General features: G+C 32.4%; 12 protein-coding genes. 4 read left to right on the top strand and 8 right to left on the bottom strand.

Going from position 1 to position 16,216, the window contains the following annotated elements; translation table 11 throughout:
* The first annotated feature begins 86 nt into the window (after positions 1–86).
* A complete protein-coding gene (locus tag DR871_RS13530) occupies positions 87–1,550 on the top strand; it encodes an aminoacyl-histidine dipeptidase (RefSeq protein WP_113666735.1) in 1,464 nt (487 codons plus the stop codon).
* Positions 1,551–1,833: 283 nt separating this feature from the next.
* Here DR871_RS13530 and DR871_RS13540 read toward each other — a convergent pair whose 3' ends face one another.
* From DR871_RS13540 to DR871_RS13560, 5 genes are all read right to left on the bottom strand, one after another.
* The gene (locus DR871_RS13540; RefSeq protein ID WP_113666736.1) at positions 1,834–2,172 is read right to left on the bottom strand and encodes a DHCW motif cupin fold protein; all 339 of its coding nucleotides are present in this window, start codon (positions 2,170–2,172) and stop codon (positions 1,834–1,836) included.
* 134 nt (positions 2,173–2,306) lie between these two features.
* The gene (locus DR871_RS13545; protein WP_113666737.1) at positions 2,307–3,074 is read right to left on the bottom strand and encodes a carboxypeptidase-like regulatory domain-containing protein; all 768 of its coding nucleotides are present in this window, start codon (positions 3,072–3,074) and stop codon (positions 2,307–2,309) included.
* Between the two features lie 88 nt (positions 3,075–3,162).
* Entirely contained in the window at positions 3,163–5,091 is a 1,929-nt protein-coding gene (locus DR871_RS13550) for a DEAD/DEAH box helicase (protein ID WP_113666738.1), read from the bottom strand.
* A gap of 201 nt (positions 5,092–5,292) precedes the next feature.
* Complete coding sequence (locus DR871_RS13555) at positions 5,293–5,871, bottom strand: non-canonical purine NTP diphosphatase (RefSeq protein ID WP_113666739.1); 579 nt, start codon at positions 5,869–5,871, stop codon at positions 5,293–5,295.
* Positions 5,872–7,095: 1,224 nt separating this feature from the next.
* Positions 7,096–8,604 (bottom strand): FMN-binding glutamate synthase family protein, encoded by a 1,509-nt coding sequence (locus tag DR871_RS13560; RefSeq protein ID WP_113666740.1) that lies wholly within the window; start codon positions 8,602–8,604, stop codon positions 7,096–7,098.
* A gap of 429 nt (positions 8,605–9,033) precedes the next feature.
* Between DR871_RS13560 and DR871_RS13565 the strand changes: the two genes are divergently transcribed.
* On the top strand, positions 9,034–11,388 hold the full coding sequence (locus tag DR871_RS13565; protein ID WP_113666741.1) for a hybrid sensor histidine kinase/response regulator: 2,355 nt from the start codon (positions 9,034–9,036) through the stop codon (positions 11,386–11,388).
* On the opposite strand, the gene DR871_RS13570 is transcribed toward DR871_RS13565, so the two are convergent.
* The 3 genes from DR871_RS13570 to DR871_RS13580 all read right to left on the bottom strand — a co-directional run bounded on the left by DR871_RS13570 (position 11,385) and on the right by DR871_RS13580 (position 14,046).
* On the bottom strand, positions 11,385–12,149 hold the full coding sequence (locus DR871_RS13570; protein WP_113666742.1) for an NYN domain-containing protein: 765 nt from the start codon (positions 12,147–12,149) through the stop codon (positions 11,385–11,387). The genes DR871_RS13565 and DR871_RS13570 overlap by 4 nt on opposite strands.
* A gap of 63 nt (positions 12,150–12,212) precedes the next feature.
* The gene (locus tag DR871_RS13575; RefSeq protein WP_113666743.1) at positions 12,213–12,773 is read right to left on the bottom strand and encodes a GDYXXLXY domain-containing protein; all 561 of its coding nucleotides are present in this window, start codon (positions 12,771–12,773) and stop codon (positions 12,213–12,215) included.
* Positions 12,763–14,046: a DUF2157 domain-containing protein gene (locus DR871_RS13580; RefSeq protein ID WP_113666744.1), complete on the bottom strand. Its 1,284-nt coding sequence runs from the start codon at positions 14,044–14,046 to the stop codon at positions 12,763–12,765. Before DR871_RS13580 ends, DR871_RS13575 begins: the two co-directional genes overlap by 11 nt.
* A gap of 287 nt (positions 14,047–14,333) precedes the next feature.
* Here DR871_RS13580 and DR871_RS13585 point away from each other — a divergent pair, with 287 nt between their 5' ends.
* Together DR871_RS13585 and DR871_RS13590 are read left to right on the top strand one after the other, a co-directional pair.
* Positions 14,334–15,596 carry an aminotransferase class I/II-fold pyridoxal phosphate-dependent enzyme gene (locus DR871_RS13585; RefSeq protein WP_113666745.1) on the top strand — a complete coding sequence of 421 codons (1,263 nt, stop codon included), beginning with the start codon at positions 14,334–14,336 and terminating at the stop codon, positions 15,594–15,596.
* Between the two features lie 111 nt (positions 15,597–15,707).
* Positions 15,708–16,181: a hypothetical protein gene (locus DR871_RS13590; protein WP_113666746.1), complete on the top strand. Its 474-nt coding sequence runs from the start codon at positions 15,708–15,710 to the stop codon at positions 16,179–16,181.
* The last annotated feature ends 35 nt before the right edge of the window (positions 16,182–16,216 follow it).

The raw sequence follows: 16,216 nt of genomic DNA on the forward strand, positions 1-16,216 counted from the left end.
TATAATTACAATATCAATTACTATCATACCGAATTTAAACTTTGTAACTTTGGGACTTGTAAATGTTAAACCTCAAACAAAAATAAATGAGTCAGGAAATAAGAAATCTGGAACCAAAAGCTCTTTGGAACAAGTTTGCCGATTTGAATGCCGTGCCTCGTCCTTCTAAAAAAGAAGAGCGTGTAATTGAGTTCATGAAAAACTTTGGAAATAATCTAGGATTGGAAACTTTTGAAGATGAAATTCGCAACGTAATCATCCGCAAACCGGCAACTGCTGGAATGGAAAACCGAAAAGCAATCGTGCTTCAAGGACATTTGGATATGGTGCATCAAAAAAATTCGGATACCATTTTTGATTTTGATACACAAGGAATTGATATGTATGTTGATGGGGATTGGGTTCGTGCTCGCGGAACCACTCTTGGTGCTGATAACGGTCTTGGAGTTGCGGCTATTATGGCAATTTTAGAAAGTACTGATATTCCGCATCCTGCCATAGAAGCTTTGTTTACTATTGACGAAGAAACAGGAATGACAGGAGCGTTGAACTTAAAAGGAGGCATTCTGCAAGGTCAAATTCTTTTGAATATGGATACGGAAGAAGATGATGAAATCGACATTGGTTGTGCTGGAGGAATTGATGTGACAGCTACTGCTGAGTATGATGAAGAGGAAACTCCAGAAGGTTCAGTTGGATATACGATTACCGTAAAAGGATTGAAAGGTGGGCATTCTGGAATGGATATTCACAAAGGGTTGGGTAATGCCAATAAAATCATGAACCGATTGTTGTTTGATGGTTTTGATAATTTTGGTTTGCAAATTTCTGAAATAAAAGGAGGAAGTTTACGTAATGCGATTCCTCGTGAAAGTGAGGCAAAAGTAATTATTGCCGAAGTATATGATGAAGCTTTTGTTTTTGACATGCAGCAAATTGTAAACGAAATCAAAACAGAGTTTAAAACAACGGAGCCAAATTTAGAAGTTGTTTTTGATAAAATGAAGGAAACTCCTGCTAAAGTAATGCCGACAATTGCTCAGTTTTACTTTGTAAGATCGATGTATACGGCGCATAACGGAGTGTACAGAATGAGTGCTGATTTTGATGATTTAGTAGAAACATCTAATAATATTGCCAAATTAATTGTTGGAGACGGACAACTTTCAGTACAATGTTTAACGCGTTCTTCTGTTGAAACATCTAAATTTGATTTGGCTAATGGGTTGCGTTCTGCTTTTGAATTAATGGGTTGTGAAGTAGAATTTTCAGGTTCGTATCCTGGTTGGACACCAAATTCAGAATCAGAGATTTTGGACGTTTTAGTTCCAATTTATGAAAAACAAAACGGTGAAAAACCAAAAGTAGTGGCTTGTCACGCAGGATTAGAATGTGGAATTCTGGGAACTAATTATCCAGATATGGATATGATTTCTTTTGGACCAACAATTCACGGTGCACATTCCCCTGATGAAAGAGCTAGTGTTTCTTCTTCTCAGAAATTCTGGAAGTTTGTATTGGAAATATTAGCAAATATTCCGGTAAAATAATATTTAGTTATTGAAAAAGTGATCGGTGTTCAGTTATTAAGGAGTCAGTATTTAAACTGAACACTTCTTTTTAAACTGAACACTGACCACTAATTATTAGTCTCTTTTCGGAGCGTTCTTCTTGTCTCTCTTTTCTTCTTTCTTTTCTTTAGCCGTTTTTAAAGGCTCTTTTTTCGCAGTTTTTTTTGCGTCTTGACTTTTTGCCATGATATAGATATTTAGGTTATGTTTTTAATTCTTGATTCAGGTAAATGTATATAATATTTTTGATTTGTTTTAAATATTATTTTAAAAAATCCCCATCGATGATTAATAATTCTACGCCGGTAGCAGCTATAGACCGATGCGAACTTTCATTGTCTGAGACGATATAAGTCATTCCTTTGGAAAGTATAACTTGTTCTCCAGATTCTAATTCACTAATGAAATCTCCTTCAAGACAATGTACAATATGGCCTTTCTGGCACCAGTGGTCTGCTAGATATCCTTTGGAATAGGTTACTTTGCGAATTCTAAGTCCGCCTAATTGTATAGTTTGCCAATGCGCAATTCCTGTTGTGCCGATATGTTCGGTTTTTTCTATTGAATCCCAATCAATAGTTTGAAAAGGTATAGTAGACATATATTTTACTTTATTAAATTGTTGAAATTTTGATTTAAATGGTATCACTCCAAAATAAAATTCCCCAATTTCTTTTAGAATTGAGGAATGATTTAATTTGTGAAAGCTTGTTTACTAAGATTTAATTATATGTTTTATTTTTTCTTTAAAACTTTATATTCTTCATAACAGCCGCTGATAGCGTCCATAATCTGTAAGTCGTTAGCTGTTTTTATAAAGGATTCCGAGTAGTTGCAACGCTGTAAAATCTCAGGTATTTCATTTTTATCAATACCTAAAAGTACGGCTATAGTTTCTCTGTCAAATTTTGATTCCAGAAGATTACGCACCGTATCATCTTTCTTCATTTCTTTGAGTTTTTTGAGCTCTTTTGGATTGTTACCAAAGAAATTATAAAGCATATCGGCTGGATTAAAGATGGAACCAAGAACTCTTCCAAACGCATTTGGCGAATATTCACCCGCTTCATATCCTTGTGTTAAACCTGAAATACTGTAACGATAGTTTTCTTTTACGGGAATAATTTTGGTGTCTACTTCAAGATATCCGGTAAGATTAAATGGTCTTATTACGACTTCTTCAAGTGCTATAGCTTTTTCTGTAAGTTGAATTTTAGTACTTTTATTTTTGATCCAGTCATTGGTCACTCGAACGCGAAGTGATTGAAATCCCAGACTGGTGATGTGAAGTGTGTCGTTCACTTGAACGTCTATCTCAAAAAATCCTCCTGAATCAGTTGTTGCTCCTCTAACTTTATTAATATTAATAATATTTACACTAGATAAAGGTTGTCTGGTAGTATTACTGATGATGATACCATTAACTTTTTGGGAGGCTTCTTTAACTTGCGCAAAAGCGCTTAAGGACAGTACTAAAAAAAAGAAAACTACAAAATATTTCATAAACTGATTTAAGACTTTAAAAGTAATAAAACAGGATTAAATATTTTGTAGTTCCAGTATTTAATTATAAGAAAATTAACAATGAATGTTAGTCTCTTCTTGGTCTTCTTGGTCTTGGTGAATCACCAAAGCTTTCAGAACGTCTTGGCGCTCTGTCAGACGAACCTTCAGTTCTAGGTCTGTCAGATGAAAAACCACCTTCTCTTCGAGAATCGCTTCTTCCGCCAAATCCACCTTCTCTTGGAGCTGAATTTCTGTCGCTTCTGAAACCACCACCACCAGAACCTTCTCTTCTTGGGGCAAAACTACCTTCTCTTCTTGGAGCTGAACTTCTTCCGCCACCAAAACTTCCACCAGAACTTCTTCCATTATGGTCACGTCTTCCGCCACCATCATTTTTAGAAATTTCAACATTGATTCTACGTCCTTCTAATTGTACGTTGTTCAATATCTCCATTACTTTATCAGTATGCTCAGGATCTGTGTTAAAGAAAGAGAAACCTTCTTTTACATCTACTTTGAAAACATCATCACGACCTAAGTCTAATGTTTCTTTCAAGTAATCTTTCAATGACATCCAATCAAAGTTATCTCTTGAACCTATGTTCACAAAATATCTTGTTGCACCACCATTGTTATTTTCTCTTGGAGCACCATCTCTATCGTCACGCTCACGTCTTTCAGAACCTGAAGCTTGATTAGAAATATCTCTTGTTTTCTTGTAGTAATTGATGAAACGATTAAATTCAACCGATACCATTTTCTTGATTAATTCTTCTTTCGATAAATCTTCAAGTACGCTATTAATTGCAGGAAGGTAAGTGTCAATTTCATGATCAACTTCCGTATCTTTTATTTTAGTAGCTAGGTGTAATAATTGGATTTCGCAGATTTCAATTCCAGAAGGGATTGTTTTTTCTTCGAATTTTTGCTTGATGATTCTTTCAATTGAAGAAATCTTGCGCAATTCGCTTTTAGTAACGATTACAATAGATGTTCCTAATTTTCCAGCACGACCGGTACGACCTGAACGGTGGTTGTACGTTTCGATTTCGTCAGGTAATTGATAATTCACTACGTGAGTAATGTTGTCAACGTCAATACCACGAGCAGCAACGTCAGTCGCTACAAGCATTTGAATTTGTCTTCCTCTAAAAGATTTCATGACACCATCACGTTGCGCTTGAGATAAATCTCCATGCAATGCAGCAGCGCTGTATCCATCTTCAACCAGTTTTTCAGCAACAGCTTGCGTATCTCTTTTGGTACGGCAAAAAACTACTGAGAAAATGTCTGGGTTAGAATCAGCTAAACGTTTTAAAGCTTCGTAACGGTCACGTGCATTTACAAGGTAAAATTCGTGAGAAACGGTAGCAGAACCTGAATTTTTAGCTCCAACTGTAATTTCAATTGGATCAGTCATGAATTGTTTTCCAATACGTGCTACTTCAGCAGGCATTGTTGCAGAGAATAACCATGTGTTTTTTTCGTCTGGCGTAGTAGAAAGGATGTTTACGATATCTTCGTAGAAACCCATGTTCAACATTTCGTCAGCTTCGTCAAGAATACAGTAGTTGATTTGAGAAATGTTTACCAAACCTCTATTAATCATGTCTTGCATTCTTCCTGGAGTTGCCACAATAATTTGCGCGCCTCTCTTTATGTCTCTCGCTTGTTCTGTAATGCTAGCTCCACCGTAAACTGCTACCACATTAATACCTTTTTCGTATTTAGAGTAGTTTTTAATTTCGTTGGTAATCTGCAAACAAAGTTCGCGTGTTGGAGATAAAATTAATGCCTGTGTGTTTCTGTTGTTGACATCAATTTTCTGAATAACTGGAAAACCAAAAGCTGCCGTTTTCCCTGTCCCTGTCTGAGCCAACGCAACCATATCTGTATCTTTTTCCAATAATAGGGGAATCGCTTTCTCCTGTACTTCGGTCGGATTTTCAAATCCTAGATCTAAAATCGCCTTCAGTAACGATTCACTCAATCCTAATTGTTCAAATTTATTCATATGTATTTTTAAAATAGGGTGCAAAATTACTGTTTATAATTCATATAAACTAATGCTATTTTAAGATTTAATGATTTATTATAATTTGATTATCAGAAAGTTAAGTTTTTGTTTGCAAATTAGAGATTTTACTTTAAGCAATTGAGTGTGAAATTATGGCTTGAATTTCAATTTTTTGTTATAAAATGTTGTATTCAATCGTTATTTAGACTTTTTCAAAAAAGCGATCAATTCTTGTGTTGCCTTTCCTCTGTGACTTATTTTATTTTTTATGTCTAATGATAATTGGGCGAATGTTTGAGTAAATCCTTCTGGCTGAAAAATAGGATCGTACCCAAAACCCTGATTTCCAATTTTTTCCAAAGTAATCGCACCTTTTGCAATTCCTGTAAAAAGATGTTGCTCTCCTTTTAAATTTAACGCAATTACGGTTTTAAATTGCGCTGCTCTATTATTTTTATCGGATAGATTAACTAATAATTTATTCATATTATCATCTGCATTGCGTTGTTCGCCAGCATAACGTGCGGAGAAAACTCCTGGTTCACCATTCAAAGCGTCTACTTCGAGTCCGGTGTCATCGGCAAAACAATCAAATCCGTATTTTTGAGTGACATAATTTGCTTTTTGGATGGCATTGCCTTCAATAGTGTCAGCTGTTTCTGGAATATCTTCAAAACAGCCAATGCTCTCTAAACTAAGAATGGTAATAGATTCAGGAAGCATGCTTTGTAATTCGTGGATTTTATTTTTATTATTAGAGGCGAAAACGAGTTGCATTTTTTTTAGTTTTATTTTTCAAATATACATTTTCTGCTAATTAAGGATAGTGCCAAACAGTTTTTTATTTATGCGATCATATATTTTGCAGGGTTTTGAAGGAGTAAGTTTCTCAAAATGAGTAGAGCTACGTTATAAATGAATATATTAAATATTAGTTAAAATATTGATATACAGTAATTTAAATATTTAATACTTGTATCTTTGAATGTGGTTTTGATTGATCACTTGAATAATTTACCAGTTTGTGGTGATAATATTCAGATACTCAATTATACTGAACGGTAGCGTTGATAATGGTAAATCGAAACTAACAATTGGAGGTCTTTTATGAGACCTCCTTTTTTTGCAAAATATTTTCTGAAACAGTTTTAGAAAATACACAGTGGTTAAAAAGCTTCTATGTAATTAAAAATCAGTATGTTAATGATTAGTTAAACTACTGTGCGTTAGTTTTTTATGTTTAAAATAGTTGTATCTTTGGGTATGGTTTTGGTTTATTGTTGAATATATCCATCTGCAAAGAGAAGAGTATTTAATAGTTAGTAGTGTCGAAAGATATATACCGATAACAACAAACCAAAGTCCATATCTGGAGGCCCTTTAAAAAGGCCTCCTTTTTTTGTTTATTACCCTAAATAACATTCTCATATTAAATTTTTATTGAAACAGTTTAAAAAGCTATGTTTTCAGATTTCTTTTCAAAATCAAATTTTCAAAATCAAATAAAGGAAACAAAAAAAACATTAATTTAATAATTTAAATAAAAGTTAAAATATTGATTTTCAATTAGTTTAATTAAAAATAGTTGTATATTTGAATGTGATTCTGATTAATTACTTGGGATGTTAATCTTATAATGAGATTGATAACTCATAATTGACTCTATCAGTAACGGTATGAGTTAGTATTGGTAAATCAGAATCGACAATTGGAGGACTCTCAAGGTCCTCCTTTTTTTTATTGTTTAAATTAAAATTTCCTCTTTATATAGAAACTGATAGTAATACGTTAATTATGTGTTAAAATATTGATTTTTAATTATTTATGTATTTTAAAATCTTAAATTTATATGTGGTTTTGATTAATTACTTGAGTTATCCATCTTGCAATAAGATCCGGTCATTCAATAATCAGCTATACATAAAAGTATGAGTTGATAATGGTAAATCAGAATCAACAATTGGAGGGCTGTAAAAGTCCTCCTTTTTTTTGGGATTTAGTTTAATGTTTGGTGACACTTTTTAAGTTATCAGGAAAATATAAATCAGATAAATGAGTAAATTCATCCCCACGCATAAAGATATTGATATCTACTTCAGAGAAGCTTTTTTTACCTGCGGCTGCAAGAAGTTCATTGGCAGAATGTAAAGTATTTTTATGAAAATGAAAAACGCGTTCCGCTTTATCAGTAACCACTAATCCTTTCATCAGCATTTTATTTTGTGTTGCAACTCCTGTAGGGCATTCATTATTGTTGCATCGCAAGGCTTGGATACATCCCAAAGAAAACATAAAACCGCGCGCACTATTACAAAGGTCAGCACCTAGAGCAACTGCTCTTAATATAGAATATCCTGAGATGATTTTGCCACTACTAATAATGCGGATTTTGTCCCTAATTCCAAAACGTACTAATGTTTTATTTACAAAAATAAGTCCTGGTTCTAATGGCATTCCTACACCATCAGCAAATTCTAGTGGGGCCGCGCCAGTTCCTCCTTCGGCACCATCAACAGTAATGAAATCGGGATAGCAGTTTTGCGTAATCATTTCTTGGCAAATCATTTCGAATTCCCGAGTCTCACCAATGCATAATTTAAAACCAATTGGCTTTCCATTAGATAACTCGCGTAATGTTGCTATGAAATCAATTAAACCTTTAATGTCTTGAAAAGCCGAATGACTTGGTGGCGAAAGAATTGTTGTATGAGGTAAAACACCTCTTATTTTAGCAATTTGCATTGTGTTTTTTGCAGCAGGCAAAACACCTCCGTGACCTGGTTTTGCACCTTGTGATAACTTGATTTCTATCATTTTTACTTCTGGTAGATTCGCTTTTTCAGTAAACCTTCCTCCATCAAAACCACCTCTGTCATCGCGGCAACCAAAATATCCTGTTCCTATTTGCCAGCATATATCACCTCCTTGTTGATGGAATTCAGTTAAGCCTCCTTCTCCGGTATTGTGATAGAATTTTCCTTGGTTTGCTCCTTTGTTGAGTGCTACTATTGCATTTTCACTTAGTGAACCAAAACTCATTGCCGAAATATTTAATAACGAGGCTGAGTATGGTTGGGTACAATCTGGTCCGCCAATTGTAAACCGAGGGAGCTCATCATTGACTATTGCAGGGAAAATAGAATGTTTTATTCCTTCATAATTTGAGTCGTTCAGATTGAGTTGCGTTCCAAACGGTGTTGTCGAATCAATATTTTTGGCTCTTTGATACACAAGGGAACGTTCGTTTCTTGAAAAAGGTTTGCCGTCAGTGCTGCGTTCTATAAAATATTGTTGGATCTCAGGTGCTATCATTTCAAATAGATACCTGAAATAACCTAAAACAGGAAAATTTCTTAAAATAGCATGTTTGTGCTGCATAGTATTGGCAAAACCAACAACTAAAAGCAAAATCAATAGTAGCATTAACAGCAGCCCTTTTTGGAAAAAGAAATAAATTATAGCTGTAATAAGTAGTGCAGATATTCCGATAAGGAAAAATTTTTGTCTCATTTTAAACTTGGTTATAGTTTTCTTACGAAATTAAGTACATTTTGGTATAAATTAAAATTTAGGCCTCTATTTCTAAATATTTTTTATTAAAAAATAAGGAAAAATAAATTTAACCTTTTGCTTCGATTTATAGTGATAAGTTAAAATAATTTTTGGGTGGAGTTTTTTTGGATATGTTCGAAATAAAATATTTTTCTTTTTTATAAAATCGAAAGTTAATAATTAGTAAAAATATAATTTTATCAAAATTGTAGCTAATAGTAAATCAATATAAATTTTTATTCTATTTCATTTTACCAATTTATTTTTAACTCCGTTTAAAATTATTCCAACAGTATAAAACTGCATGTCGTCGAATATCTCTAATCATTTTCTATAGTATTTTAATCTTTGCTAACTTATTAAAAAAAATAAAACTAACTGATTTTTATGAAAAATATTCAAACATTTCTTTTAATGCTCTTTTTTACAAATTGCTACTCTCAATATGTTTTTGAAAAAAAAGCGGTGCCTGAAAAAGTATCTTTAGAAAGTTTTACTGAAATTATTAATGCTGAAGACGAAGTATTAGATATTCAAGAAGTAATCTTAAAGTTTGATCAACAAGAACCTAAGTTAAAAGCTTCAATTCAAAAATATTTTGGTTACACAAATGATAATTTTTGGGCCAAAGTTGCAATCCAAAATAAAACAAATCAATCATTAAACTATTTACTTTCAACTGCAACTCCAATGACTAACTTGGTTGAACTGTATATAGTCGATGAACAATCAAAAAAAATTAAAAAAATTGTAAATGGTGCTTCTTTAAACTACTCAAAAAGGATTTTAGCTAGTAACGAGGTTCTTTTTGATTTAAGTATTAATCCTGACACTAATCTGGATTTATATATACATTATAGCACCACTGGAGGTGTTGTTGCAATACCTATGGAACTTTATAGTTATGAGAGTTTCTATAAAAATACAATTCAAAAAAAGTTTATTAATGGTATTTTTTATGGCCTTGTAATACAGTTTTCATTGTTTTTGATTTTTTTATATTTTGCAATGCGGGGAGCCAAAATAGTAACTTTAGCATTTTTTATTTTCTTAAGTGGACTAATAGCTTTTATGCTTGATGGTTATTTTTCCGTAAATTTTAATCATGAATCAGGAGTTTTTCTAAATAATATATTTTTATTAATTCTGATACTTACAGGTTTGTTTTTAGGAAAGTTTGGAGAATTATCACTAAAAATTAAAAAAAACAATAAAAAATTATTTTATGTTTTTCAAATTTTTTATGTCTTAAATATTAGTTTGTTTCCTTTACAGTGTATTTTTAAAACACATTTTGCTTTATTTTTAATTCTTTCAAATTTATTCGGTTTTATCTTGTTTTTATTAATTGGATTTGCGCTTCTAACTTTCAAAAATAGAAAAGATAAGATAATAATATTTTTTGTATTAGGAAATATCTCCCTATTTGTGGGCTATTTAATTTATACTTTGAAAATTTATGGAATATTGGATTCAACTACCGTAATTGAAAGTAGTACTAAAATTTCAATAGCACTTGCTATGATTTTATTTACAATTAGAGAGGTTGTCTATCTTTTTAGATTAAGAATTTTAAAAAATAATTTAAGTGAAAAGGCTTTGATTAAAGCGCAAGAAATTAAAGATTTAAAATGTTATCTGCTTTGTAATATTAGCCACGAATTGAGAACACCCTTGAATGTGATTATGAATTTAAACAGAGACATTTTAGAGAAAAATATTGACACATCCATTAATAAAAAGTGCGAAAATATTCAAAATTCCTCTGAAAATTTATTAAATTCAATTAATGATATTCTTGATTTTTCCAAAATTGAGAAAAAAGAATTGAAGTTAGATAATTTAGCTTTTAATCCATTACAGACTTTGACTCGAATTAGAAAAACGCAGGAGCTGAGAGTCACAGAAAAGGGGTTAAAATTTAATTTTTCTGAAAGTGAAGGTTTTCCAAACTTAGTAATTGGGGATGAGTCGAGGTTTTCACAGATTATTAATAATTTGCTGAATAATGCTATTAAATTTACTTCAGTAGGTTTTGTTGATTTTGATATTAAATCTAAAGTAATACCCAATAACAAAGTTAGACTAACTGTCTCCATAACTGATTCGGGTGTTGGTATTGAAAATGAAAAAATAGATAGAATATTTGATTCTTTTAGTCAGAATAGCATTGACAATAAACGGGCATATGGTGGAATAGGTTTAGGATTATACATTGTAAAATCTTTAATTGATATGCAAGGTGGTATAGTTGAAGTAAAAAGTGTTTTAGGTAAAGGAACAAATTTTAAAATTAGCATAGACTTTGATATTGTTGTGCAATCACAAATGGAGATAGTTGCTGCTGTACCTGCAGTTTATGATTTGGGAGGAAAAAGCATATTAGTAGTTGAGGATAATAAAATGAATCAAATGATTATTGATGTAATAACCAAAAAATGGTTGAATACAAAAGTTTTATATGTTAATAATGGTCAGGAAGCCTTGGAAGCATTTGAAACAAATCATTTTGATATTGTTTTAATGGACCTGCAAATGCCAATTATGGATGGTTATGAAGCAACAGTTGCCATTAGAGATGGTGAAGCTGGTGCACACAACTGCAATATTCCAATTATTGCAGTTACTGCTGATGTTATGGAAACAACAAAAAATCGTGTCAAAGAAATAGGGATGAATGATTATTTGTCTAAACCAATTAAGAAAGAAACGTTATATAAGGCGATTAAAAAATTAGTTTAACTAAAACGCAATCGCACATAAACGTGTTTGATTCCTTTTTTATCAGAATCTCTTTCGTCGATTTCTAATATGTCAGTCAATGATTTGAGCATAGGAGTAAGTTTAGAAAAGCCATAATTTCTTGGATCGAATTCTGGTTTTTTCTTAACAATCAAATTTCCTACGTCGCCTAAAAATGCCCAGCCACTGTCATCAGCAATGTCTTCTATAGTTGATTCAATCAATTCAATAGTATGTAAATCGACTTTGTTTAAGCTTTTTGGAGTTGTTTTTTTAGTATCGGTTGCGGTTCTTTTCGGTAATTTCTTTTTAATGGCGCCATCTAAAACTTCGATGTAAATAAATCGGTCACAGGCTACAATAAATGAATTTGGTGTTTTTTGTTCACCTATTCCAATGACTTTCATTCCGGATTCTCTCAATCGGATGGCTAAACGTGTAAAATCAGAATCACTGGAAACAATACAAAAACCATCGACTTTATCAGAATACAACAAATCCATGGCGTCAATAATCATCGCTGAATCCGAAGAGTTTTTCCCAACCGTATAGCTGTATTGTTGAATAGGAGTAATGGCGTGTTCCAACAAAACACTTTTCCAGCCGCCAGCATTTGGTTTAGTCCAATCGGCGTAAATCCGTTTGGTGGTTGGTGTACCAAATTTAGCAATTTCCTCCATCATTCCTTTTACATTGCTGTACGGAACATTGTCAGCATCAATGAGAACGGCTAATTTTAATTCTTTAGTATCTTGTGACATCTTGTAATGTTGTTGATTTTCGTACTTTAAAGGTACAGATTTTTCTTTTGTATTGTGTTTTTTTTATTTTTTGGATGCCAAATCTTTAATTGAAACGTCATTGATACGAACATCTTTGAGCACCGCTTCTCCATTTTTTACAGCCACTAAAGCGTACGTTTCGTTTTTCTTTTTAATAGAGAATCCCTGATAGATTTTCTCTGCTTTTTGCGCAATATCTTCATTCATATAATACCGATTGAAAGGAAAGTCAATTATTATTTTGGAGTCCAGATACCCTAAACTAATTTTTGTTTTAATATACGATTCGCTATTTTTTGGTTTTATTTTAGAAATAGAACTGATTTTGGCGAACCCATTTTTGTCGATAGTGAGTGTTGCAAAAATGGTTTCACCGTTACTCCATTTAATATTGTTTTGCACCGTGATTTCTCTTTCTTTAAAGAATAACGTAATGTACTTCCCTCTAAAAGGATCATAAGGATCTATTGGAGCTGTCTGAAATTTGAATTCTGTTCCAGTTTTCATAATATCTTCCTGATTGAACATCATTTGCAATGGAACGTATAATTGAGCGATAACAACCAATATGAAAATTAGGAGTGTGATTTTCTTATTTTTCATTTCTATTTCTTTTTTTAAGGATGAAATAATTAGCTAAGAAGAATCCTAAACCAATCGTTATAAATAGAATACCTCGAAGTACGAAACTTAAATCCGTATCAAAAAAACGACACGTAATAAGAATAGTAGTAAGGAGTAATCCAAAATTCAATAGTCCCAGATGATTTAATTTAATACCACGTTTAACCTCGAAGATGCCAATGAATAATACGATTACATTGGCCACAATTGAAAACTCATAGCCGCTATTAAGAGTGAGGATATTCATCAAGAATACAAGCTCTAAAAGAGAAACTTCCTTAAAATTCGTTTGACTGTTTTTTTTGTAAAATAAGAGAGCGGCAATCAATGTGAGTGCACAAGCAGTTATGAATTCTATCGATAGCAATGTTTCTGAAATTGAATCTGTTTTATAAAAAGATTTATCCCAAAACCATTTAAAACTATACAGCAATAAAAGATAAAGTATTCCTAATTTTCCAACGATGAGAAAGCTGTTATTTTTTAATTTTTGTTTGTCAAAGAATGACGTTTTACCAATGAAATAAAAAATCGTGAACAAACTTATGTAGCCTAAATGTAGTAAATGACTATTTTTATGGGCAATAGTACCGAGGCAAATTACAATTGAAACAGCAATAAACCAGTTGTGAAACAACGTAAAATTGCTTAATGCTTTGGTTTTGATCAGCTGATAATAATGAGGAGCGATTCCTAAAAGCAATAACCAATATAAAAAAGAATGAGTACTTGGATAGGTAAAGTAATTAGCATTACAGCCATAATACGTAATTCCTACAATATATAAAAGTGAAACGATGGAGGATTGAAGCAGATAAACCAGAGGCAAACTCAATAGCATCCAAGTAATTATAAAAGAATTTAAATCTCCCGGAATATTATAAACCTGAGCGACTAATGAAATGCTTGCGCCAATGGCAAAAAATAAAAAGACGGATGAAGTTTCTTTCCAAACAGTGCTTCCAGATTTTTTTAAAACAGAATAACCACATAATAATTGACCAATAAGAAGCGGAAGGAACGATAGGATTATTTTAGTTAATCGGGAAAGATTGTCCCAATTGTGAGCGAAAACAAGAATAATTCCAAGTCCAACAAGTATAGCTCCCAAAATTCCAAAAATAGAAGAAAGTCTGTTGTGGTTTTCTTCCTTTTTTTGGTGGAAATATTCGCGTATTTTTTCGGCGGTTTCTCTAGTCACTACGTTCGCGTGGAGTAGTTCTTCCAGTTCATTTATTATTTTGTCAGACATAAACTATAATTCTATAAATCAAATATACAAAGATTATCATTGAAAACGACTCGAAGCTTCTGGTTTAGTCTAATCCTTGTTAAGTTCGATTAGTTCATTTTGCGTGACCATGGCAAGAAATCATGCATTATTTCATAATCTCATAAATCATATATTAAATAACAGAAATTAGTACTAAAGAGACAATATGATAAAGCATGAAAAATAAATTTGCTTTCAAGTCCATTATAAAATTTAAATAATTATTTTTGCAACTTCTTAAAATTAAAATTATTACTTGATATATTATGGTAAAAGATTTATTCGAAAGGATTCAAAACAATAAAGGACCGTTAGGGAAATGGGCTTCGCAAGCTGAAGGTTATTTCGTTTTTCCTAAATTGGAAGGTGAGTTAGGTCCAAGAATGCAGTTTGGTGGAAAAGATATTTTGAATTGGAGTTTGAATGACTATTTAGGTCTTGCTAATCACCCAGAAGTGCGTCAGGCAGATACGGAAGCAGCAGCACAATACGGTGCCGCTTACCCAATGGGAGCGCGTATGATGAGCGGTCACACTAAATATCATGAGCAATTAGAGAATGAATTGGCTGCTTTTGTAATGAAAGAGTCGGCATATTTATTGAATTTTGGATACCAAGGAATTATGTCAACAATTGACGCTTTGGTTACAAAAAATGATGTAATTGTATATGATGTAGATGCGCATGCTTGTATTATTGATGGTGTTCGTTTGCACATGGGAAAACGTTTTACATACCGTCATAATGATCTTGCCAGTATGGAAAAAAACTTGGAACGTGCTACAAAATTAGCTGAAGTAACTGGAGGAGGAATTCTTTTTATTACAGAAGGTGTTTTTGGAATGCGTGGACAACAAGGAAAATTGAAGGAGATTGTTGCCATGAAGGAAAAATTTAATTTCCGTTTATTGGTTGATGATGCACATGGCTTTGGAACACTAGGAAAAACGGGTGCCGGAGCAGGTGAGGAGCAAGGTTGTCAAGATGGAATTGATGTTTATTTCTCTACTTTTGCTAAATCTATGGCTAACATAGGTGCGTTTGTAGCTGCTGATAAAGATATTATTGATTATTTGAAATACAATTTACGTTCTCAAATGTTTGCAAAAGCATTGCCAATGATTCAAACAATTGGATCTTTGAAACGATTAGAATTGTTGCGTAATCACCCGGAATTGAAAGATAAATTGTGGGAGAATGTAAATGCGTTGCAAAACGGATTGAGAGAGCGTAATTTCAATATTGGAGATACAAATACTTGTGTAACGCCAGTTTATCTTGAAGGAAGTGTGCCGGAAGCAATGATTATGGTAAATGACTTAAGAGAAAACTACGGGATTTTCTTATCGATTGTAATTTATCCTGTAATTCCAAAAGGGATTATCTTGTTGAGAATGATTCCTACAACATCTCATACATTATCAGATGTTGATGAAACACTAACTGCTTTTGAAGCGATTCGTGAGAAATTAGAAAATGGTACGTACAAAGAAATCGCAAGTAGAACTACGGTTGATTTAGACGCATAATTAAGTCATTAAATGTATATGTAAATCCATCAGTCTTCGGGCTGATGGATTTTTTTTTGAAAGGTATTCCATCAAGAAGTCGTATATTTAGTAAACTAAAGTTGAAAATGTATGAAAAAAGAAATTATATTGGGTGTCGTTTTTATGACTTTTTTTATTTCTTGTAAAAAAGAAATGGAAACAGAAGAACCTCCTGTTGCGTCAGAAAAAATTGTTATTAAAGAATCAGAATTTCAAGAATGTTACCAGGCAATTCTTAAAAAGGATACTATTTCGTTGACTTTGAAGATAAAAAACGGTGAGCTTTCCTCAGGAAACTTAAGTTATAATTTTTATGAGAAAGATAAAAACGAAGGAACACTTGTTGGGGAACTGAAAGGTGATACGCTTTATGCGGATTATACTTTTATGTCCGAAGGAACTTCTTCAGTCCGCGAAGTTGTTTTCTTAAAAAAAGATGATTCTTATATTGAAGGTTTTGGAGATGTGGTTGATGATAACAAAGGAAAAGTAACTTTCAAGGATAAAAAAAAAATACAATTTGATGGAAGTATAGTTTTGTCAAAAGTAGATTGTAAAATGTGATTTTATTAAAAACATGTGATAATTAAAACCAAAAA

It is taken from the genome of Flavobacterium petrolei (genome assembly GCF_003314435.2).
In the GTDB taxonomy this organism is placed as follows: Bacteria; Bacteroidota; Bacteroidia; order Flavobacteriales; family Flavobacteriaceae; genus Flavobacterium; species Flavobacterium petrolei.

Excerpts from the sequence above, each read along its gene's own strand:
- DR871_RS13580 (WP_113666744.1), bottom strand. The coding sequence starts at position 14,046 with ATGTCTGACAAAATAATAAATGAACTGGAAGAACTACTCCACGCGAAC.
- DR871_RS13560 (WP_113666740.1), bottom strand. The coding sequence starts at position 8,604 with ATGAGACAAAAATTTTTCCTTATCGGAATATCTGCACTACTTATTACA.
- DR871_RS13565 (WP_113666741.1), top strand. The coding sequence starts at position 9,034 with ATGAAAAATATTCAAACATTTCTTTTAATGCTCTTTTTTACAAATTGC.
- DR871_RS13585 (WP_113666745.1), top strand. The coding sequence starts at position 14,334 with ATGGTAAAAGATTTATTCGAAAGGATTCAAAACAATAAAGGACCGTTA.
- DR871_RS13550 (WP_113666738.1), bottom strand. The coding sequence starts at position 5,091 with ATGAATAAATTTGAACAATTAGGATTGAGTGAATCGTTACTGAAGGCG.
- DR871_RS13530 (WP_113666735.1), top strand. The coding sequence starts at position 87 with ATGAGTCAGGAAATAAGAAATCTGGAACCAAAAGCTCTTTGGAACAAG.
- DR871_RS13555 (WP_113666739.1), bottom strand. The coding sequence starts at position 5,871 with ATGCAACTCGTTTTCGCCTCTAATAATAAAAATAAAATCCACGAATTA.
- DR871_RS13570 (WP_113666742.1), bottom strand. The coding sequence starts at position 12,149 with ATGTCACAAGATACTAAAGAATTAAAATTAGCCGTTCTCATTGATGCT.
- DR871_RS13575 (WP_113666743.1), bottom strand. The coding sequence starts at position 12,773 with ATGAAAAATAAGAAAATCACACTCCTAATTTTCATATTGGTTGTTATC.
- DR871_RS13590 (WP_113666746.1), top strand. The coding sequence starts at position 15,708 with ATGAAAAAAGAAATTATATTGGGTGTCGTTTTTATGACTTTTTTTATT.
- DR871_RS13545 (WP_113666737.1), bottom strand. The coding sequence starts at position 3,074 with ATGAAATATTTTGTAGTTTTCTTTTTTTTAGTACTGTCCTTAAGCGCT.
- DR871_RS13540 (WP_113666736.1), bottom strand. The coding sequence starts at position 2,172 with ATGTCTACTATACCTTTTCAAACTATTGATTGGGATTCAATAGAAAAA.